Here is a 19595-nt window from a genome sequence, read left to right on the forward strand (position 1 = left end):
CAGGCGTGAATAGTGGCAGTCTGGCTCCGGTCCAGTCAAACCGGGCGAGATGCGGCACACTGTCGCTCTGCGCATTCCGACAGTCAGCGTCGCAGGTTCGTACGCGACTGTGCTTTGACATCAGTATGCCCTGCGACAAAATACCGCAGATATATATAGAAGAAGATCTGCGACAAACTGACGCACCCTTCTATATATAGAAGGGCATTGCATCCGGCTCCCGCAAAAATGTCCTGTTGGTCGTGGATCTGCTGACGCGCAGACCATCCGGCGGGCAAATGTGTCCGTATGGCTGGCGAGCGCTTGAGTTGCCGAATCAGACAGATGATCATCGCGCACGCTTCGGTGCGACCGGGCCGTACACTCCTGTTTCAGGCTTCGCCCATACGTAGCAGGGCGTTGACCAACCACCTCATCAGTTCAGTAAGGTATGTGAATGAGCGACAACACGTTGTACCTGAGACGCGAAAAGCGCTTTCTGGTTTTGCTGGGGATTATCTGCCTGGCCTTGATCGGCGGTGCCCTGTACATGCAGATCGTGCTGGGTGAGGCGCCTTGCCCGCTGTGCATCCTGCAGCGCTACGCACTGCTGTTCATCGCGATTTTTGCATTCATCGGTGCTGCCATGTCTGGACGTCGCGGCGTTACGGTGTGTGAAACGCTGGTCACCCTCAGCGCACTGGGCGGAATTGCCGCGGCCGGTCGGCATGTATGGATCCTCGCCCATCCGTCCGACAGCTGCGGTATCGACGTGCTGCAACCGATCGTTGATGGCCTGCCATTGGCTACACTGTTCCCTACAGGGTTTCAGGTCAGCGGTTTCTGCACGACGCCATATCCGCCGGTTCTCGGATTGTCACTCGCGCAATGGGCGCTGACGGCGTTTGTCCTGACCGCAGTTCTGGTACCGGCGTGCATCATTCGCAATCGCCGCAAACCTTACTAACTACAGGGGCTTTCGCAAAAAATGCCCCGTGAATACGGGGCTTTTTTCGAGTGGAATGAGGCGTTTGCAGGACGATTGTTACGAATATAGAGAATAACTGTTACAAAATTAGGCATAGTCATTAAAAATTTACGTATCTACAATCCCCGTCACTTGTCGTTCAGCTTGGCCGAACGATCAGCATTTTGAGGCTTGGAGCGTCCCCTGTGCACTCTGAACAGGCAGCGCAACGCTTGCCTCTGAGGGCGTATAATGGCCGCGTCGAAAGCGTCTGCCCGAAGTTTTGGGCAGTTCCAGCAACTCAAAAAACAAGAATCCATAGCTAAACCCGGACTTGTCGATACGCCGCTGTGCGTACTGGCGGCCCTTGTTCAATTCAAAAAAATTAGCCGGCACTGGCAGGGCGAAGTGTTGGCGGTCGAAACCCAACTGCACCGCGCAAGCTGCTTTTAGAGGTCGTGAAATGAGTAAAAAAAGGTACCCCAGGTTTTTTGGCTTCTTGGCCCTTTTCTGTATGCTTTTGCTCAGTGGATGCGATGGCGTACCTCTGCTCGATCCAAAAGGGCAGGTGGGTATCGAGCAGCGGAACCTGATCGTAATCGCTACGTTGCTGATGCTGATTGTCGTGATCCCGGTCATTCTGATGACCCTGATCTTCGCATGGAAGTATCGCGCTTCGAACAAGGCCGCCAAGTACACGCCGGACTGGTCTCACTCCACCAAGATCGAAATCGCAGTCTGGGGCGTACCCATGCTGCTGCTGGTCTTTCTGGGGTACATCACTTACGTTTCGACTCACTCGCTGGACCCTTACCGTCCGCTTGATTCGGACGTCAAGCCGGTCACCATCCAGGCGATCTCGGTCGACTGGAAGTGGGTATTCGTCTATCCGGACTACGGCATCGCCACGGTCAACAAGATCGTGTTCCCTGCCAAGACTCCGATCAACTTCCAGGTGACCTCGGACAGCGTGATGAACTCGTTCTTCATCCCGGGTCTGGGTGGTCAGATCTACGCGATGGCGGGCATGCACACCAAGCTGCACCTGATTGCCAACGAAAATCACGAATTCAACGGTATCTCGGCCAACTACAGTGGCGCAGGCTTTACCGGTATGAAGTTCAAGGCTATCGCCACCAGCCAGGCCGATTTCGACAGCTGGGTCAGCGAAGTCAAGAGCTCACCTAAAAAGCTTGGCACGGCCGAATACGCCGAGTTGATCAAGCCGAGCGAACGCAACCCTGTCGAACTCTTTTCCTCGGTCACCCCGAACCTGTTCCAGATCGTCATCGACAAGTATGAAGGTATGAATCCAGGCAAGAAGGTTGTCGCTGGTGAGAAGGAAGTGGCCGGTGACGCTGGTGCGGAAAAAGGCAAAAATTCAGCTGCTGGGGCAGAGGAGTAAACGATGTTTGGCAAATTAAGTCTGGAAGCGGTGCCGTTCCACGAGCCCATAGTCATGGTGACACTTGCCATGATCGCGCTCGGCGGCATTGCGGTTGTCGGGTTGATCACCTATTTCCGCAAGTGGACGTACTTGTGGTCTGAATGGCTGACCTCTGTCGACCACAAGAAAATCGGCGTGATGTACATCGTCGTTGCCATGGTCATGCTGCTGCGCGGTTTTGCCGACGCCATCATGATGCGTACCCAACTGGCGATGGCCCAGAACGGTTCCGAAGGGTTCCTTCCGCCTGAACACTATGACCAGATCTTCACCGCTCACGGTGTGATCATGATCATCTTCATGGCGATGCCGTTCTTCACGGGTCTGATGAACATCGTTCTGCCTCTGCAGATCGGCGCTCGCGACGTGGCGTTCCCGTTCCTGAACTCCCTGAGCTTCTGGCTGCTGGTCGCAGGTATGCTGCTGATCAACATCTCCCTGGGTGTCGGTGAATTCGCCAAGACCGGCTGGGTCGCGTATCCACCTCTTTCCGGGTTGCAATACAGTCCTGGCGTAGGGGTTGACTACTACATCTGGGCGCTACAGTTATCCGGCTTAGGTACGACGCTGACGGGGGTCAACTTCCTCGTGACCGTTCTGAAGATGCGTACCCCTGGCATGAAACTGATGGACATGCCGATCTTCACCTGGACCTGCACCTGGGCAAACATCCTGATCGTGGCTTCGTTCCCGATCCTGACCGCTACCCTGGCGTTCCTGACCCTTGACCGCTACCTGGACTTCCACATTTTCACGAACGAAATGGGCGGTAACCCCATGATGTACGTGAACCTGTTCTGGGCGTGGGGTCACCCTGAGGTGTACATCCTGATCCTGCCGGCCTTCGGCGTGTTCTCGGAAGTCATCTCCACGTTCTCCGGCAAGCGTCTGTTCGGCCACAAGTCGATGATCTTCGCCTCTGGTGCGATCTGTATCCTGGGCTTCATGGTCTGGCTGCACCACTTCTTCACGATGGGTGCGGGTGCCAACGTCAACGCCTTCTTCGGCCTGGCGACGATGCTTATCGCGATCCCGACGGGTGTGAAGCTGTTCAACTGGCTGTTCACCATGTATCAGGGCCGTCTGCGCTTCACTCCGCCGGTACTCTGGACCCTGGGTTTCATGGTCACCTTCTCGATCGGCGGCATGACCGGCGTTCTGCTGGCGATCCCTGGTGCTGACTTCGTGCTGCACAACAGCCTGTTCGTGATCGCTCACTTCCACAACGTCATCATCGGCGGTGCGGTATTCGGTTACATCGCCGGCTTCGCGTTCTGGTTCCCTAAAGCGTTCGGCTTTACCCTGAACGAGAAGTGGGGCAAGGCAGCGTTCTGGTTCTGGATCGTCGGCTTCTTCGTCGCGTTCATGCCGCTTTACGCGCTGGGCTTCCTGGGCATGACCCGTCGTCTGAACGCTACCGACATGCCAGAGTGGAACATCTACCTGGACGTCGCGCTGTTCGGTGCTGTGCTGATCGCGATGGGTATCGCTTCGCAGCTGATCCAGCTGTTCGTGAGTATCCGTGACCGCGACAACAACCGCGATCTGACCGGTGACCCATGGAATGGCCATACCCTGGAATGGTCCACTTCTTCGCCACCGCCGTTCTACAACTTTGCCGAACTGCCAAAAGCTGACGACATCGACGCGTTCACCGACGCCAAACGTGCCGGTACCGCTTATAAGGTCCCTGCTCGCTACTCGGCGATTCACATGCCTAACAACACGGCGACCGGCCTGTACATGGGTATGTTGCTGACGGTATTCGGCTTTGCATTCATCTGGCACATCTGGTGGCTGGTAGGCGCAAGCCTGGTTGCGACCATTGCAGTCTTCGTTGCTCACGCTGTCCGTGACGACCAGGGCTACATGGTGCCTGCTGAAGATGTAGCGCGTATTGAAGGTGAGCATCACAAGGTCCTGGCGGCCAACGGTGCATACACTCCTGTCAAGTCCTCGCTGGAACAGGTTTAAACAATGTCAAATATTGCAATCAACTCCGGAGCCCACGATCACGGTCACGACCATGATCATGGGCATGACGATCACCACGACAGCGGTGGCATGACGGTCTACGGCTTCTGGCTGTACCTGATGACCGACTGCGTGTTGTTCGCCTCGTTCTTCGCGGTATACGCCGTGATGGTCAACAGTGTCGCGGGTGGCCCGTCGGGCCAGGACATCTTCCTGCTGCCATTCGTGGCTGTGGAAACCGCGTTCCTGCTGGTCAGTAGTATCACCTACGGCTTCGCCATGCTGGCGTTGTACAAGGGCAAGAAAAGCCAGGTTCTTGGCTGGCTGGCCCTGACCTTCCTGTGTGGTGCTGCGTTTATCGGTATGGAAATCTATGAATTCCATCACCTGATCCACGAAGGTTACGGTCCGAGCCGCAGCGGCTTCCTGTCAGCGTTCTTCGCGCTGGTAGGCCTGCACGGCGCGCACGTGACCAGCGGTCTGATCTGGATGGCGATCATGATGTTCCAGGTCCAGAAAAAGGGCCTGACCAACACCAACAAGACGCGCCTGAGCTGCCTCAGCCTGTTCTGGCACTTCCTGGACGTTGTCTGGATTGGCGTGTTCACCGTTGTCTATCTGATGGGAGCTTTGTAATGTCAAATTCGCATCACTCCGCTGAAGACAATAGTCACGGCTCGGTGAAGTCGTACATCATCGGTTTCGTACTGTCGGTCATCCTGACCGCCATTCCGTTTGCCCTGGTGATGTCGCCGTCGCTGCCGAAGGACATGACGATTGCAATCGTTCTGGTCTTCGCGATCATCCAGATCCTGGTGCACCTGCATTACTTCCTGCACCTGGATTTCACGAGCGTGCAGCGCAACAACGTGATGGCCTTCGCCTTTACCACGATGGTTATCGTCCTGCTGGTTGGCCTGTCGCTGTGGATCATTTTCAGCGTCCACCGCGAAATGATGGCGCATTGAGGAATACCAGATGTCACTGAAGCACTTTATCCAAATCACCAAGCCGGGGATCATTTTCGGTAACGTGCTTTCGGTGGCAGGTGGCTTTTTTCTGGCTTCCAAGGGAAATATCGACTTCGGCGTGTTCCTCGCTGCTGTAATCGGTACTTCCCTGGTCGTTGCGTCTGGTTGCGTGTTCAATAACTGCATCGATCGCGATATCGATCAGCGTATGGAAAGGACCCGTAACCGGGTCCTGGTGCAGGGCCTGGTTTCATTGAAACTGGCGCTGCTCTACGCAACCATACTCGGCGTTGCGGGCGTTGCCCTGTTGTACACCGAGGCCAACCCGTTGGCTGCCTTGTTTGCGGTCATCGGGTTTGTGATCTATGTCGGCCTTTACAGCCTGTACCTGAAACGCAGATCGGTTCACGGCACGCTGGTGGGCAGTCTTTCGGGGGCCATGCCTCCAGTGATCGGCTACTGCGCAGTGACCAACAGCTTCGACTTTGCGGCCCTGACGCTACTGGTGATGTTCAGCCTGTGGCAGATGCCGCATTCGTATGCGATCGCCATCTTCCGTTTCAATGACTATCGTGCGGCGAAAATTCCGGTACTGCCGGTCAAGCGCGGCATTCTGGTCACCAAGCGCCACATCATGCTCTACATCCTGGCGTTCCTCGTGGCGACCCTGATGTTGACCGTAGGTGGTTATGCGGGCCTCAACTACCTGGCTGTTGCAGCAGGCATGGGCATGTACTGGTTGTACATGGCCTGGAAGGGTTACAAAGCCGTTGACGATACTGTCTGGGCTCGCAAGCTGTTCGTGTTTTCTATCTTCACCATCACTGCCTTGAGCGTGATGATGTCGGTGGACTTTCAGGTGACAAAAGAATTGTTGGTGACCTACGCCTTCTGATTTTCACCTGATGCACAAACCGAAACCCCGTTCTGCGAAGAACGGGGTTTTTTTTCGGATGCGATCTACACTTGATGAATGACCGCAAACGGCAGCAGATTCCTGGCGGCTGGATACGCCTGTTTACACGGCGTTTGTGACCTGCTGTAGAAAATCAGGATCGCTTGCCGCATGATGTGCCGTTTTCAAGCGACCTGTTATAGATATCCGGTTTCCGAGCCCGTCAGGGCCGATAATGATTATGGCTATTACCCCATGATGCCCTCAGAAAGTCAGAGCCTCACGCCTCAACCCCTGGTTTCGATCGTCGCCCCTTGCTATAACGCCGAGCGCTTCCTTGAAGCTGCCCTTCAGAGCATCTTTGCTCAGGACTACGGTAATTTTGAAGTCATCATCGTTGACGATGGTTCGACCGACAACAGCATCGCGATGCTTGAGTCATTGCAGGCGCGTTACCCGTTCCAGCTCTATCGCCAAGCGAATCAGGGGGTCAGCGCTGCGCTCAATCATGGTCTGCGCTACGCAAAGGGCGTCTATCTTTCCACACCCGACCTCGATGACATCATGCTTCCTTCATCGGTGCGCATTCGTGCCGATTATCTGGACAAGCATCCCGAGGCAGGCTGCGTAGGCGCACTGATCAGCTACATGGACTGCGACGGCAACACGATCAAATGCCAATCGCGCGACTATGTCGAACGGCTGACATTCGACGACGTGTTGCGCGGTGCGGTCGTTGTAGGGGCACCGGTGGCGCTGTATCGGATGCAGGCCATGCGCGACGCGAACGGCTACGACCCGGAGATAAAGGTTCAGGATTTCCAGGCCACGCTGAGAATTGCCCGCCTGGGCTATGAAATGCATGTGATCCCCGAAGTCGTGACACGCTATCGACGTCACCCCAACAACCTTTCACGCAAGTACAAGGTGCTGCTTGAGGCTGATCTCAAAAGTATCGAGCCCTATCGTGAGCATCCCGAATATCAGAGTGGCCGCACTCAAGTGGTCAACAAGGCATTGAAATACGCCGCTGTCGCGGATAAGCGATATGCCTGGAGTCTTTTGCGTACCATCCCCTGGAAATATTTCAATGGAACGACCTGGCGACGCTGCAAGCGTTTGCTGCTGAGCTATAGGTAAGCATCATCGTCGTTGGTCAACTCACTGAGCATACAGAGCGCCCATGTTTTGGCCTGGGTCAGAAATGCCATGTCGGTTTGCATTTATTTCGAGCCTCAGGGCCTGAATGATCTGGCAGAATAAGGCATTGGCCTGACTCGTCCAGGCAGTCGCTAAAATGATAGAGGGCGTTATGAGTCAAGAAAGCATCAACTGGGACACTCTGGGTTTCGATTACATCAAGACTGACAAGCGCTACCTTTCTCATTGGCGCGACGGTGCCTGGGATCAGGGGTCGCTGACCGAGGACAACACGCTGCATATCAGCGAGGGTTCGACCGCGCTGCATTACGGTCAGCAGTGCTTTGAAGGTCTCAAGGCCTATCGCTGCAAGGATGGCTCGATCAATCTTTTCCGTCCTGATCAGAACGCGCAGCGCATGCAGCGCAGCTGTTCTCGCCTGTTGATGCCTCATGTACCGACTGATGTGTTCATCGAGGCCTGCAAGCAGGTCGTCAAGGCCAACGAACGTTTCATCCCGCCTTACGGTTCCGGTGGCGCGTTGTACCTGCGCCCGTTCGTGATTGGTGTGGGTGACAACATTGGCGTGCGTACCGCTCCGGAGTTCATCTTTTCGATCTTCTGCATTCCGGTGGGTGCCTATTTCAAGGGCGGCCTGAAGCCAAATAATTTTGTGATTTCCGGTTATGACCGTGCTGCGCCCAATGGCACCGGGGCTGCCAAGGTTGGTGGCAACTATGCCGCCAGCCTGATGCCCGGCTCTGAAGCCAAGAAACACAGTTTTGCCGATTGCATCTATCTCGACCCACAGACTCACTCCAGGATCGAGGAAGTGGGTTCGGCAAACTTCTTTGCCATCACCAATGATGATGTGTTCCTGACGCCGAAATCACCGTCGGTGCTGCCGGGCATCACCCGCCTGTCGTTGATCGAACTGGCAAAATCCCGTCTTGGCCTGACGGTCGAGGAGGGCGATGTATTCATCGACCAGCTCGACACCTTCAAGGAAGCGGGCGCTTGCGGTACGGCTGCGGTGATCACCCCGATTGGCGGGATTTCCTACAAGGACAAGCTGCATGTGTTCTACAGCCAGACCGAAGTCGGTCCGGTCACTCAGCGTCTGTACAAGGAATTGACCGGCGTTCAATCCGGTGACATCGAGGCGCCAGCCGGCTGGATCGTCAAGGTCTGATAGCTTGACCTGTATCGTTCCAGTGCCATGCGCTGGAACGATCGCTGGCCGCATGTTCAAGGTGCAGCGGCTTTCCCTTCCTCGACCAACTCTTTCGCTGGGCCCAGCACAATCGCCAGATGCCGCAAGTCATCGACTTCCAGGCCATAACGCTTGCCCGATGGACTTTGCGTGACCGTTCCCAGTGCATATACCGTGAAGAACTTCACGCCATCCGCGTGGCTTAATAACTCACTGATATAGCGGCTTGAACGGTAGGCCTGCATTTGCGCGGGTGATACGTAAAGCGTCACCAGTTTGCCGTCGATACGGTCAAAAAACCTGAACTTGAAGCCCAGTCCGTAACGTTGCTCAATCAACCCGCCACCAAATAGCACACGGCCGTTGTCACCCGTTTGCGCATATTTGATATGGCGAAAATACCCGCGTAGCGACACTTCGCCCTGACCGGGAATTCTCAGTTTCAACAGCTTGAAATCGTCCGGTGACAACTCGGCCTTGGCCTGTCGATAGCTGTCTACCAGTCGCTCCAGGTTGTTGGTGCGGGTTTCGCTGTAGCGGGCGGCCTTGGGTGACGCCGGTTCGGTCAAAGGCTGGCTGACGACGGGCTGCAGATTGCCTGCACCGGCTTTTTCTTCCCCGGACTTCTCTTTGGCGGGTGCTTTGAGCGTCGGGTCGAATATGTCGATGTAGTCATCCAGCTTGCGCTTGGCCTGGCGCAGACGCGTCTGAGCATCTGTTTCTTCGACATGAACGTCCGGCTTTTCGTCGGCGCTCTCGTCCACCCATTCACACCCCGGATGGTGATCGTAGTGAGGGTTGGCACGGAAGTGCGCAGCAACGAAGGTCGGGTTGTCCTGTGGTTTCACGTCATAGCGAACCCCGGTCACCTTTGCCCCCATTGCCCTGCAAGCCTCATTCGAGCAGAGAAACTCGAAGCGTTTGCGTGGCGGCTCCTGAGAGAAGTATTCGCGTCGGGCAGCAGCGATTGACAGCTCTTGCTGCAACTCGACACAGAATGCGCGTGTGATAGGTTTGCCGGGCTTCATGCTCGTTGACTGCCTTCCTGTATAGAGTTGTTGCAACACGCTATTTCACCCGGACACGCCTTGCAACTATCGCAGCGCAGGAAGTTGAATACGATTCCCGTCGAATCCTCCTGAGACTTACTCCGAGGGCACTGCCAGCCATTCCCCGAGCGCCTGCTGATACTCGCCAGTGGCCTTGCTCAGGTGCAGCCATTGGTCAACGTAGCTTTTCCAGGTCACATCATCGCGGGGCAACAGGTAGGCCTTTTCGCCGTATTGCATGTACGCGGTCGGGTTGACTGCACACAAGCCTGGCATACGTTTCTGCTGGTAAAGCGCTTCGGAGGCATCCGTGATCATCACGTCAGCCTTCTTGTCCAGCAGTTCCTGGAAGATGGTCTTGTTGTCGTGAAATGCCAAGGACGCCTTCGGCAGGTGAGCGCGCGCGAAGGCTTCATTGGTGCCGCCAGCAGGTTCTATCAAGCGCACCGAGGGTTGATTGATCTGCTCGACCGTCTGGTACAGGGCCTTGTCTTCACAGCGCACCAGAGGAATCTTGCCATCGACATCCAGCGTATTGCTGAAGAAGGCTTTTTTCTGCCGTTCCAGGCTGACCGAGATGCCGCCCATGCCGATGTCGCATTTGCCGGCGACCATGTCCGGCATCAGGTTCTTCCAGGTGGTAGGCACCCACTGCACGTTAACTCCCAGGCTCTTGGCCAGCGAGCGTGCCATGGTGATATCGATGCCTTCGTATTCACCGTCTTCGCGCAGCAGGGTATAGGGCTTGTAATCGCCAGTGGTGCAGACTGCCAACTGGCCGGTTTGCAGAACCTTGTCCAGATGCGAGGTGGATTCCTGAGCCTGAGCCATGCCTGTCATGCCCAGCAGCAGGGCGGTGAATGCGCTGTATTTAAGGTTCATCATGAGTCTGAGTGCTCTCAGCCGTGCAGTCGGTTTTGTTTGAGTCGACAGATTGCTTCATTTGTCAGGCCGATGTGAAGCTGTAATGAAAACATGAAGTCAAATGTGCGTGCATAAATCAGGGGTTGAACATTTCGTAAAAAAGCGTAATGTTATGCCCCATGATTCTTGAGCAAATCAAAGCGGTCGGCAATGACACTCGCATGTTGATCATGGAGTGGCTGAAAAACCCGCAAGCCCATTTCCCCCCACAGGACCACGGTGATCCGTCGATAGGCGTGTGCGTCTCGCACATTCAGGCCAAGGCCAGTCTGTCAGCTTCCACCGCGTCTGCGCACCTGGCGATCCTGCAACGCGCCGGGCTGGTTCAGGCGACAAGGATCGGAAAATGGACTTATTTTCGCCGCGACGAGCAAGCCATCGACCGGTTCGCCGATAGGCTCAAGAAAGAACTATGACTCTTTAGCGTTACTTACACATTTCGTCATTTTGCGTAATGTTGAATTGATAGGAGATTGACCATGAGCAATACAACCATCTACGTGCAGGCTGGCGGCGGCTACGATCAGGTCAGCGTTGGCGAAAGCGAAGTGCTGGCACCGAAAGCCGGTGAGATCACTGTGCGTCTGCACGCAAATTCGCTCAACTATCACGACTTCGCAGTCGTCACCGGTATGTGGGCGCCGACTGAAAAACGTATTCCCATGGCCGATGGCGCAGGCGTAGTAACCGCAGTAGGCGAGGGCGTCAGCGAGTTCGCTGTCGGCGACTCTGTCGTCAGCACGTTCTTCCCTGAGTGGATCAGCGGCGAGCCGCTGGTTGAAGGTTTCGTCACTGTGCCGGGCGACGGCGTCGACGGTTATGCCCGCGAGCAGGTGACTGCCCGTGCCACCTCATTTACCCACGCGCCACTGGGTTATACCCATGCCGAAGCGTCCACGCTGACCACCGCAGGCTTGACCGCGTGGCGCGCGCTAATGGTCGATGACGCGTTGAAAGCCGGTGATACCGTTCTGGTGCAAGGCACTGGCGGCGTATCGATCTTTGCGCTGCAGTTCGCCAAAATGGTCGGTGCGACCGTTATCGCGACGTCGTCGAGTGATGAAAAGCTGGAGCGTCTGCAAGCCATGGGCGCTGACCACCTGATCAACTACCGCAAGGACAGCAACTGGGGCGAGACCGCCCGCAAGCTGACTGGCGGCCGTGGTGTTGATCACATCATCGATGTGGGCGGCCCTTCGACATTGCAGCACTCCATGACAGCCGCACGGGTCGCTGGGCATATCTCGGTCATCGGCATTCTGAGCGGTGTCGCCGGTCAGCTGGAATTCGTCCCGGCACTGGTCAAGCAACTGCGCATGCAGGGTGTATTGGTGGGCAGCCGCACCCAGCAGCAGGACATGATCCGCGCCATTGATGCCAATGGCATGCGTCCGGTCATGGATCGCTCCTTCCCGATGACCGACATTGTCGAGGCGTTCCGTTATCAGGAAACCAATCAGCACTTCGGCAAGATCTGCCTGGATATCTGAGTGATGCCCCTGCGCCGATAGCTGAGCGCAAGTCAAAATCGCTGGTCTGCCAACGTTCGTGATGGCAGGCCAGTCGAGACGTTTTGCATAACTTTCCCCGGTCATCTTTTTGCATCAAGTGCGCTGGTCTGTGGTCACACCCTCTGTGACATCAAGGACGTTGCGTGGCATATAGCTTCACGCTGCCCGCCGCGACGTTCAATCCGATTACCAGATCAGGGACGCATTGAAATCATGAAACCTCATCTTTGGCTAGGCCTGCTTGGCGTTTTCTCCCTCAGTGTCCAGGCTGCATCGCTGGACGTTCCCATCAATCTGGTCAGCGCTGACGGCGCGCCCAAGCCTGTTGGCAACGTGACGGTGAGCGAAACACAGTATGGCTTGCTGTTTACCCCGAATCTGAAAGACCTGCCTGCGGGCATTCACGGTTTTCACGTACATGAAAACGGCAGCTGCGAAGCTGGTACGAAGGACGGCAAGAAGGTCGCCGCGCTGGCCGCAGGCGGTCACTTTGACCCGGCCAAAACCGGCAAGCATCTGGGGCCTTACGCTGATGGCCATCTAGGCGATCTGCCTGCGTTGTACGTTAACGCCGACGGCACCGCCAACTATCCGGTACTGGCGCCACGGCTGAAGAAAATCTCGGAAATCAAAGGCCATGCGCTGATGGTTCATGCGGGCGGCGATAACCATTCTGACCACCCTGCACCCTTGGGCGGTGGCGGTGATCGTGCGGCCTGTGGCGTGATCTGATGCGCTGTGCCTGTGTCCGGTTCGGGTGCAGGCACCCCCTGAATATTTTCACGCCCGATCAGCATCACCAATGTTACAAATGGCCGTCAGTGCGTTCCTGAGAGTCAGGCGCGCCATAGGGGGCGCAAGTGCTTATCTATCATCCAGTGAGGCTGCCCGGGCTGAATGCAGACGCCGCCAACCCAGCGCGCTTGATGGCAGTAGTCTGGCCAATAGGCCTTTGCGGCCAATACTTGCTGTCCCAACGGCGTTAGCTTTAGCGAGCGGCGAGGCCACTCAAGTCGCGTGTCTGATTCGATCAGTAGCGCCGTCGGAGAATCAATCAAGGGACGCATCATCGCGTGAAACATCATGTCGCCCAGAAACGGTAAAGGCTCGCGCTTGTCCGTCAGCTCAGCAAACACTTGGCCGAAGGTCATTGCCCCGGCTTCGCTGATGCACTGCAACGACAGACGCTCGGTGAGTGACAGGCCGTCATCGACGCCTGGTAATTCCTGTAGCTGACGTAACAGGGCCGGGGCAAGGCAGGGCAATGATGGTTGCGCGGTGTGGGCCAGTTCGGCAAGGGCAACCGGCGAGGCGTTGCAGTAAGCCGCCCATGCCTGGCGGGCCAGATGCAGCATTTCCTCAGTCACCGCCTTGCGCTGCGGCCACAGCCAGGCAAGCAGGTCAGGTGCAAGTTGGCCAATGCCGATGAAGCGCTGGACGCCGGGAATCTGGCTCACCTGGATAATTTCAAGCCTGGCAGGCAATTGCTCAAGGGCTGCCAGCGTCCTGATCAGGAAGAGCTGGTCGTAGGCATCTGCCTCGCACCACAGCACGCTGTGATCGGCACTGCTCATCTGCTGCAGATCGGTGTATTCATCATCAAACCGGCGCGCGACATCCGTCAGGCTAAGCCCGAATGCCTGGCTGATGTAGTGGCTGCGCGCTGCCTGATATGCCTTTTCAGGCACAGCCTGAACCGGACCCATGCACAAAGGGTCTGTCAGCATCTTGAAAGAGCCTTTGAAGCCCGCGAGTTTGAGAGTGTGGGCAATGTCGCTGCCGCATCGCCAATGCACGGTTCGCGCTTCGTCGCTTGCTTCGAAGTCCGGATTCCGTGCTGCGAAGTCGACTGCATCGACATGGGCCTTTAGCCTGGGCCAGCTGCTGAAGCCCAATTGCCTCGCGATCAGCCATTGGGCATCCGATAAGGTCGGCGTCGTCTTGTCGAGCAGGATGAGCTGATCAGCTGCAGTGCCGTCTTTCATTCGCAGCAGAAGCTCTTTGGCACGCTTGCGCTGCTGTTCGAGGTTGATACGGCCGTGATGGGACGAGGGCTTATTATTGCCTGGCATACGATCTCCTTGCAAAAAACCTTGTCCGCTTGAAGGTCGGGAGTCGTAGTGACGGAATATCGAATCAGAATCCTGGGCGCAGCCCTTTCCGCGGTAGGTGGCGTAGATGGCGCCACGCCGGAATATAGGTAATCGGATGGGGGATTGCAACTCCGTCAGGTCGTACTGATCACGTGTGTTTCAAGGCACATTGATCATTCGAGCCCTTTAAGGCATTGCCTCATTTCAAAGCGGGGATTCTCGCATCATTGCTCATGGTGTAAGTTTGAAATCTTACTGATCAAGTGGTCAGAATTTTTGCGTGCTGTACCTGCCAAGGAATGCCCTGAACAATGAACCTGTCACTCAAGCAACTGGCCGCAACCGCGTTGGTAATGGCCAGCCTTTCGTCCTTCACCAGCGTGGCGAATGCCAACGTCACTGCACAACAGAGCACGATCATTCTCAAGACTTTCAATGAGAAATCGGTCACGGATTTCAGGCAGTTTCTGAAAAGTCTGTCCAGCACTGATGTTGTCAAAGCTGCTGATTTTGGCCCGGCCATCAACGCCTTTCTCGACAACAAAACACTTTCCGACGCGCAACAGAACGACATTAATCGCCTGCTCGGTCTGTATACCCGGTTGAAGTATGGCAATGCGGCAACCGACACATTGCGTGAACTGGTCGCCATTCCAACCGCCCGTGTCGACGGCGTTGCCCAGCATGAAAACCCGGAGTTCATCAAGATCGCCAACGCGATCAAAGGCCTTGCCGAACGCTTCGATCTGAAATTTCGCAACGTCGATAACCGCGTTTATGAAGTTTCGCTCGACGGGGCGGGCGATGAAGTCGTGGGCATTCACGTCCATGCCGATGTTGTACCGGTCACGCCGGAAAACTGGGTGTTGCCGGACGGCACGCGGCTCGATCCGTTCAAGGTTACATTGATTGGTGATCGCCTTTATGGGCGTGGCACCGAAGACGATAAGAATGGCATCGTCGTGGCGCTCTATGCCATGAAAGTCATCAAGGAAGAAAAGCTGCCGCTGGCCAGAAACTTCAAGTTGCTGATCGATACAACTGAAGAAACCACGGGTGACGCCATCCCCTACTATTTTGAACGCAACCCCACGCCTGGTTACAACCTGGCGCTGGATGGCAGCTACCCGGTTGTCATCGCGGAAAAAGGTTATGGGACGGTCATGGCCAGTTTTGCCCGACGCAACGCCGACGGCGAAGGTGCTGAAATCGTGTCGATGACCGGAGGTGCGGCCACCAATCAGATTCCATCGAAATCGGTCGCTACGCTGTTAACCGACAAACCTGCGCAACTGGCTGCCAGCCTGCAACAGGCCGGTGCGGATTACGTGAAAAACAATGGCGGCAATTTCGCGGTCGATGCCAGGGCCGACGGCAATGACGTCAAGCTGACAGTGACGGGGGTTTCCGCTCACTCATCGGCGCCTCAGTCTGGAGTCAACCCGGTTGCGAGGATGCTTGACTTCATCAACAGCCTTCAAGGCAGGGTCGCGCTCAAACATAACCAGATTACTGATGCCGCTCGCTATGCAGCCGACAACTGGGGCCTTGATTATCTGGGGAACAAGTTGGGCGTTGGTTTCTCCGACGAGTTCATGGGGCCGCTGACCGCTTCTCTTACCTATGTCGCGATGGATGAAACAGCGTTCAAACTTGCGGTCAACTTGCGCGTGCCCAAGGGCAGGTCTACGGAAGAGCTTAAATCCGAAATCTCCGAAAAACTTGCAGCGTGGAGCGTGAAAACCGGCATCAAGCCTGCATTCGACTATTCCATTGCCAAGCCGATGTACCGCAATCCAGAGGGCGAATGGGTCAGAGCGCTGCTTGCGGTTGCCAGCGAAAATCTCGGTATGGAACATGCGTTCGGCACCTCGGCTGGCGCGACGTCGGTACATGAACTGCCCAATGGCGTGCAGTTCGGTCTGGCGAGGCCCGAAGTCAAATATACCGGCCACACGGACAACGAGTTCAAGACGACCGGACAGTTTTTGCTGGACCTGCAGATCGTTACCGAAATGATGGCGCGCATCGGTCAGTTACCGAAACTCTGATGTAACTTCCGGGCCTGCCAGGGCAGGTCCGGTTTCGATGAGTGACTGTTTGATCGCGCGTTATCATGCGACTGGCCTCTTGATTGGTAGTGGCACAGCGACGTTGTCTTTCCACCCAGTGTTCTCGCGAACAAGGATTTACCCATGAAAACGCTCTTCGCATTTGCACTGACCTTTGCTGCCGTTTGTGCGGCAAGCACTAGCGTCAATGCGGCGGTACTGTCTGTACCCGCAAACTCTCAACAAAGCACCACCAGCAACGGCAAGCTTCAGCCCCCCGTCAAGTACGCCACTGTCTGGGCCGACGAGGCAGGGGCCACCCATGTCGATCATTGTCGTATCGAGGGGCTGGAATTCAAAAGTTACGCGCCACCCGCCGAGCCTCAGTGGATCGGAGTTTCGCCCGACGAAGTAGAAAGTATTGCCTACGCGGTACTGCCGCCGGGTTACGTCGGCAGTTGGCACCATGCGCCGGGCCCTCAGTGGGTGATCACCCTACAGGGTCAGTGGTCGGTGGAAACCACTGATGGCACGGTATTGGTTCAGGGCCCCGGGGAAATGCAGTTCAATGCCGACAGCAGCTCCAAAGCAAGGCCTGGCGACAACAGGGTCGGGCATCTGACTCGTACCGTGGGTGATCAGCCCAACGTTCAGCTCATCGTGAAACTCAAACCGGATGCTGCTGCCAAACGTTCTTCCGGCCGGTGTGCCTACTGATCAATTGGGGCGAAATGCATGAATCGAGTCTTCCGTCATCCAGGCAAGAAAACCACTTCGCTCGTGTTGGCGGGCGCGCTTCTCGCTGCAGGCGCAGTGATGGCTTCAGACGCTTCGCCCGTCACGGTGGTTGCCAGTAATCCCCGGTTTGCTGCACTCATCCAGCCCGACGCGCAGGCACAAGTGCTTACCGCCGATGCGCAGTGGGCGGAAGGTCCTTTGTGTTTGCCAGACGGTCAGTTGATCTGGAGTGATGTGAAGGCGAACAAGGTCATGAGCTGGAAAGAGCATGACGGCGTGACTGTACGGCTGGACCCTGCCCATTATCAGAACGGGCATGCTCTGGATGCCGAAGGCCGAGTCATCGCCGCATCCCATGGCGAACGCGCAATAGTGCGACAGGAAGCGGATGGTCAATGGCGCACAGTGGTCGACAGGTACGAAGGCAAGCGTTTGAACAGCCCGAATGATGTCGTGGTCGATAAGCGTGGCGGTATCTGGTTCAGTGATCCAACCTTCGGCGTGTTGAACAAGGCTGAAAGTTATGGCGGCAAACCGGAGCAGGGCGGCGAGTATGTATACCGCTACGATCCGGAACAAAACCAACTGGTGAGGTTGAATACCCCGGGACTTCATTCGCCGAACGGTCTGGCGTTTTCACCCGATCAACGCTTGCTGTATGTCGCCGACTCGCAACTGGCGCATGATTTCAAGAATCCGAAACTGGCACACAGCATCCGGGTGTATCAGGTGCGCGACGGTGCGCTGAGTAACGGTAAGGTGTTTGCCGAGATTGCCCCCGGCATCCCTGACGGACTCAAGGTCGACGCGCAGGGCAACGTCTGGAGCAGCAGCAAAGAGGGCATTCAGGTGTTCTCTGCCAGCGGCGAGTTGCTGGGGAAAATAAAGGTCACGGCGAAAGACACCGGCAATCTTGCATTCTGTTCTACCGGGTCACAGCACTGGGTTTACATCACCGCGGCCAACAAGGTGCTGAGAATACCCGCTCTTGTTGGCGGCAGTCGTCCGTAAAGCGTCCGTCACCATGAAATACCGATAGCGCCGTGCGCTATTCCTGACGATTCCGCTCGCAGACAACCTCAATAAATCGCGTCGTCTGCCTGTGCGATGTCGACGCGGTTGCGGCCCAGGCGCTTGGCTTGATAGAGCGCTTTGTCTGCGCGCTGGATCAGGCTTGCTGCTGTTTCTCCGGGGCTGAGTTGCGCAACCCCCAGAGAAATAGTCACTGAGCCTGTATCCGGTATCAACAGACTCTCAACGCCCTTTCGAATGCGGTCGGCCAACTCCGCGGCATGATTCAATGAGCTATCGGGCACCAGTATCAGAAACTCTTCTCCTCCCCATCGGGCCGCGACATCCTGCAGGCGGATCCGCTGTTTGAGGATGACGGCAACGCTGGTCAATACCCTGTCGCCAGCGGGGTGGCCGTATCGGTCATTGATTGATTTGAAGTGATCGATGTCGCCAATGATAAGGCTGAATGGCCTGCCCGATATCCGCGCGGTATCGATAAGCCGCTCAAGGGTGTGTTCCGCCGCCCTTCGGTTATTCAGCCCGGTCAGCGGGTCGCTGTGAGCAATCTCCAACAACTTTTGTTCACGGCCCAGCCGCGTGGTTACATCCTGGCTGATGCTGACGTAATGCGTGATGGTTCCCTCCAGGTTACACAGCGGGGAAATGCTGTGTTCTGCATAGAACAGAGAGCCATCCTTGCGCTTGTTGATGAAGGTCGTACGAAAGGGCGTACCACTGGCCAGCGCCTCATTGAATTGCGCATAAAACATCTCATCATGTTTACCAGAGCTGAGCACTCGCGGGTTTTCGCCGATGATTTCCGGCGCGCTGTAACCGGTGATGTTCTGAAAAGCCTCATTGGCAAAAACGATAGTGGCGTTGCAATCGGTAATCATGATCGGATCAAGCGCGGCGTTCAGCGCCTGAGCCAGCAAATGCTGTTCGCGCTCCGCCCGAATGCGCGGGCTGATGTTTTGCTGCACCGATACAAAGTTGCAAACCGCACCCGCTTCGTCGCGCACCGGGGAGATTTTCCACTCGACGACATAGGGGCTTCCGTCCGCGCGGTAATTGACTGTCGACCCTTCGAAAAAGAGGCTCTCGCTCAGGCACTGGCGCATACGCTCGATCACCTGACGATCGGTGTCGGGTCCTTGCAGGATCCTTGGCGAACGGCCTATCAATGCCTCTGCTGCGTAGCCGGTCATCGCGCAGAATGCCGGATTGACATACACAATGAACGGGCCGCCATTGGTCAGATTGGCATCGGTGATCAAAACGGCATTGAATGACTGCTCGACAACTGCTTCAAGCAAGGCCAGGCGCTGGCTGGATGAGGTCATCTGATGTCCTGTCGAGTGATCCGTTAAATTGATCGCGGCTCTGATCAGATAATGGGTGACGCAATGCCGGACGGGTACTGAATGCAGTGTGTTGGACCCCAGGCACCGGGCACTTGTTGCACAGGCACTATACCCACATGATTCAAAGGGTGCATTACGCGCGTAACGACCATATCCGTTGCGCTGCGGGGCGTCTGCGGCTGACGCTGCCGCGGGTGCTGCGAGGATTCAGGACATTTAGTTCTTTACCCGAATTTCTGACCGGGTTGGCAAATACTGTCCAGGC

Annotated in this window: 19 protein-coding genes; 15 read left to right on the top strand and 4 right to left on the bottom strand. The window is 56.2% G+C overall.

Annotation, left to right across the window (positions count from 1 at the left end):
- Positions 1 to 436: 436 nt before the first annotated feature.
- The 9 genes from RYC17_RS12245 (at position 437) to RYC17_RS12285 (ending at position 8565) form a co-directional block, all read left to right on the top strand.
- Positions 437 to 946: a disulfide bond formation protein B gene (locus tag RYC17_RS12245; RefSeq protein ID WP_058401703.1), complete on the top strand. Its 510-nt coding sequence runs from the start codon at positions 437 to 439 to the stop codon at positions 944 to 946.
- Between the two features lie 252 nt (positions 947 to 1198).
- Complete coding sequence (locus RYC17_RS12250) at positions 1199 to 1399, top strand: hypothetical protein (RefSeq protein ID WP_003314077.1); 201 nt, start codon at positions 1199 to 1201, stop codon at positions 1397 to 1399.
- Between the two features lie 10 nt (positions 1400 to 1409).
- Positions 1410 to 2351, top strand: coding sequence for a ubiquinol oxidase subunit II (cyoA, locus tag RYC17_RS12255; RefSeq protein WP_003433560.1), 942 nt, complete (start codon positions 1410 to 1412; stop codon positions 2349 to 2351).
- Between the two features lie 3 nt (positions 2352 to 2354).
- Positions 2355 to 4367, top strand: a complete 2013-nt coding sequence (gene cyoB / locus RYC17_RS12260) for a cytochrome o ubiquinol oxidase subunit I (RefSeq protein WP_058401704.1) — start codon at positions 2355 to 2357, stop codon at positions 4365 to 4367.
- A gap of 3 nt (positions 4368 to 4370) precedes the next feature.
- On the top strand, positions 4371 to 5003 hold the full coding sequence (locus RYC17_RS12265; RefSeq protein ID WP_002552344.1) for a cytochrome o ubiquinol oxidase subunit III: 633 nt from the start codon (positions 4371 to 4373) through the stop codon (positions 5001 to 5003).
- Positions 5003 to 5335 (top strand): cytochrome o ubiquinol oxidase subunit IV, encoded by a 333-nt coding sequence (gene cyoD / locus RYC17_RS12270; RefSeq protein WP_024643949.1) that lies wholly within the window; start codon positions 5003 to 5005, stop codon positions 5333 to 5335. Before RYC17_RS12265 ends, cyoD begins: the two co-directional genes overlap by 1 nt.
- A 10-nt stretch (positions 5336 to 5345) precedes the next feature.
- Positions 5346 to 6233, top strand: a complete 888-nt coding sequence (gene cyoE / locus RYC17_RS12275; RefSeq protein ID WP_002552346.1) for a heme o synthase — start codon at positions 5346 to 5348, stop codon at positions 6231 to 6233.
- Between the two features lie 255 nt (positions 6234 to 6488).
- Positions 6489 to 7373: a glycosyltransferase family 2 protein gene (locus RYC17_RS12280; protein ID WP_122259265.1), complete on the top strand. Its 885-nt coding sequence runs from the start codon at positions 6489 to 6491 to the stop codon at positions 7371 to 7373.
- 172 nt (positions 7374 to 7545) lie between these two features.
- Positions 7546 to 8565 (top strand): branched-chain amino acid aminotransferase, encoded by a 1020-nt coding sequence (locus RYC17_RS12285; protein ID WP_058408976.1) that lies wholly within the window; start codon positions 7546 to 7548, stop codon positions 8563 to 8565.
- 56 nt (positions 8566 to 8621) lie between these two features.
- Here the strand turns inward: RYC17_RS12285 and RYC17_RS12290 are convergent, their stop codons facing one another.
- Together RYC17_RS12290 and RYC17_RS12295 are read right to left on the bottom strand one after the other, a co-directional pair.
- The gene (locus RYC17_RS12290; protein ID WP_122280476.1) at positions 8622 to 9614 is read right to left on the bottom strand and encodes an ATPase; all 993 of its coding nucleotides are present in this window, start codon (positions 9612 to 9614) and stop codon (positions 8622 to 8624) included.
- 117 nt (positions 9615 to 9731) lie between these two features.
- Positions 9732 to 10520, bottom strand: coding sequence for a transporter substrate-binding domain-containing protein (locus tag RYC17_RS12295; protein WP_058408974.1), 789 nt, complete (start codon positions 10518 to 10520; stop codon positions 9732 to 9734).
- A 146-nt stretch (positions 10521 to 10666) separates the two neighbouring features.
- On the opposite strand from RYC17_RS12295, the gene RYC17_RS12300 reads away from it, so the two are divergent.
- The 3 genes from RYC17_RS12300 to sodC all read left to right on the top strand — a co-directional run bounded on the left by RYC17_RS12300 (position 10667) and on the right by sodC (position 12802).
- Positions 10667 to 10975 carry an ArsR/SmtB family transcription factor gene (locus tag RYC17_RS12300; RefSeq protein ID WP_080394945.1) on the top strand — a complete coding sequence of 103 codons (309 nt, stop codon included), beginning with the start codon at positions 10667 to 10669 and terminating at the stop codon, positions 10973 to 10975.
- Between the two features lie 63 nt (positions 10976 to 11038).
- A complete protein-coding gene (locus tag RYC17_RS12305) occupies positions 11039 to 12049 on the top strand; it encodes a zinc-dependent alcohol dehydrogenase family protein (protein WP_058401709.1) in 1011 nt (336 codons plus the stop codon).
- 234 nt (positions 12050 to 12283) lie between these two features.
- On the top strand, positions 12284 to 12802 hold the full coding sequence (gene sodC, locus RYC17_RS12310; protein ID WP_004656095.1) for a superoxide dismutase family protein: 519 nt from the start codon (positions 12284 to 12286) through the stop codon (positions 12800 to 12802).
- 104 nt (positions 12803 to 12906) lie between these two features.
- Here sodC and RYC17_RS12315 read toward each other — a convergent pair whose 3' ends face one another.
- On the bottom strand, positions 12907 to 14142 hold the full coding sequence (locus RYC17_RS12315) for a DUF1835 domain-containing protein (protein WP_316903221.1): 1236 nt from the start codon (positions 14140 to 14142) through the stop codon (positions 12907 to 12909).
- Positions 14143 to 14474: 332 nt separating this feature from the next.
- On the opposite strand from RYC17_RS12315, the gene RYC17_RS12320 reads away from it, so the two are divergent.
- From RYC17_RS12320 to RYC17_RS12330, 3 genes are all read left to right on the top strand, one after another.
- Positions 14475 to 16214 (top strand): dipeptidase, encoded by a 1740-nt coding sequence (locus RYC17_RS12320; protein WP_316903223.1) that lies wholly within the window; start codon positions 14475 to 14477, stop codon positions 16212 to 16214.
- Between the two features lie 144 nt (positions 16215 to 16358).
- The gene (locus RYC17_RS12325; protein WP_058408970.1) at positions 16359 to 16931 is read left to right on the top strand and encodes a hypothetical protein; all 573 of its coding nucleotides are present in this window, start codon (positions 16359 to 16361) and stop codon (positions 16929 to 16931) included.
- 18 nt (positions 16932 to 16949) lie between these two features.
- Positions 16950 to 17963 (top strand): SMP-30/gluconolactonase/LRE family protein, encoded by a 1014-nt coding sequence (locus tag RYC17_RS12330; protein WP_316903225.1) that lies wholly within the window; start codon positions 16950 to 16952, stop codon positions 17961 to 17963.
- Positions 17964 to 18031: 68 nt separating this feature from the next.
- On the opposite strand, the gene RYC17_RS12335 is transcribed toward RYC17_RS12330, so the two are convergent.
- Positions 18032 to 19309, bottom strand: coding sequence for a diguanylate cyclase (locus RYC17_RS12335; protein WP_316903227.1), 1278 nt, complete (start codon positions 19307 to 19309; stop codon positions 18032 to 18034).
- Positions 19310 to 19595 lie beyond the last annotated feature (286 nt).

Source organism: Pseudomonas syringae group sp. J248-6, from assembly GCF_032586995.1.
Taxonomy (GTDB): domain Bacteria; phylum Pseudomonadota; class Gammaproteobacteria; order Pseudomonadales; family Pseudomonadaceae; genus Aquipseudomonas; species Aquipseudomonas amygdali.

Coding starts and splice junctions, on each gene's coding strand:
- RYC17_RS12245 (WP_058401703.1), top strand. CDS start 437: ATGAGCGACAACACGTTGTACCTGAGACGCGAAAAGCGCTTTCTGGTT.
- RYC17_RS12250 (WP_003314077.1), top strand. CDS start 1,199: ATGGCCGCGTCGAAAGCGTCTGCCCGAAGTTTTGGGCAGTTCCAGCAA.
- cyoA (WP_003433560.1), top strand. CDS start 1,410: ATGAGTAAAAAAAGGTACCCCAGGTTTTTTGGCTTCTTGGCCCTTTTC.
- cyoB (WP_058401704.1), top strand. CDS start 2,355: ATGTTTGGCAAATTAAGTCTGGAAGCGGTGCCGTTCCACGAGCCCATA.
- RYC17_RS12265 (WP_002552344.1), top strand. CDS start 4,371: ATGTCAAATATTGCAATCAACTCCGGAGCCCACGATCACGGTCACGAC.
- cyoD (WP_024643949.1), top strand. CDS start 5,003: ATGTCAAATTCGCATCACTCCGCTGAAGACAATAGTCACGGCTCGGTG.
- cyoE (WP_002552346.1), top strand. CDS start 5,346: ATGTCACTGAAGCACTTTATCCAAATCACCAAGCCGGGGATCATTTTC.
- RYC17_RS12280 (WP_122259265.1), top strand. CDS start 6,489: ATGATGCCCTCAGAAAGTCAGAGCCTCACGCCTCAACCCCTGGTTTCG.
- RYC17_RS12285 (WP_058408976.1), top strand. CDS start 7,546: ATGAGTCAAGAAAGCATCAACTGGGACACTCTGGGTTTCGATTACATC.
- RYC17_RS12290 (WP_122280476.1), bottom strand. CDS start 9,614: ATGAAGCCCGGCAAACCTATCACACGCGCATTCTGTGTCGAGTTGCAG.
- RYC17_RS12295 (WP_058408974.1), bottom strand. CDS start 10,520: ATGATGAACCTTAAATACAGCGCATTCACCGCCCTGCTGCTGGGCATG.
- RYC17_RS12300 (WP_080394945.1), top strand. CDS start 10,667: ATGTTATGCCCCATGATTCTTGAGCAAATCAAAGCGGTCGGCAATGAC.
- RYC17_RS12305 (WP_058401709.1), top strand. CDS start 11,039: ATGAGCAATACAACCATCTACGTGCAGGCTGGCGGCGGCTACGATCAG.
- sodC (WP_004656095.1), top strand. CDS start 12,284: ATGAAACCTCATCTTTGGCTAGGCCTGCTTGGCGTTTTCTCCCTCAGT.
- RYC17_RS12315 (WP_316903221.1), bottom strand. CDS start 14,142: ATGCCAGGCAATAATAAGCCCTCGTCCCATCACGGCCGTATCAACCTC.
- RYC17_RS12320 (WP_316903223.1), top strand. CDS start 14,475: ATGAACCTGTCACTCAAGCAACTGGCCGCAACCGCGTTGGTAATGGCC.
- RYC17_RS12325 (WP_058408970.1), top strand. CDS start 16,359: ATGAAAACGCTCTTCGCATTTGCACTGACCTTTGCTGCCGTTTGTGCG.
- RYC17_RS12330 (WP_316903225.1), top strand. CDS start 16,950: ATGAATCGAGTCTTCCGTCATCCAGGCAAGAAAACCACTTCGCTCGTG.
- RYC17_RS12335 (WP_316903227.1), bottom strand. CDS start 19,309: ATGACCTCATCCAGCCAGCGCCTGGCCTTGCTTGAAGCAGTTGTCGAG.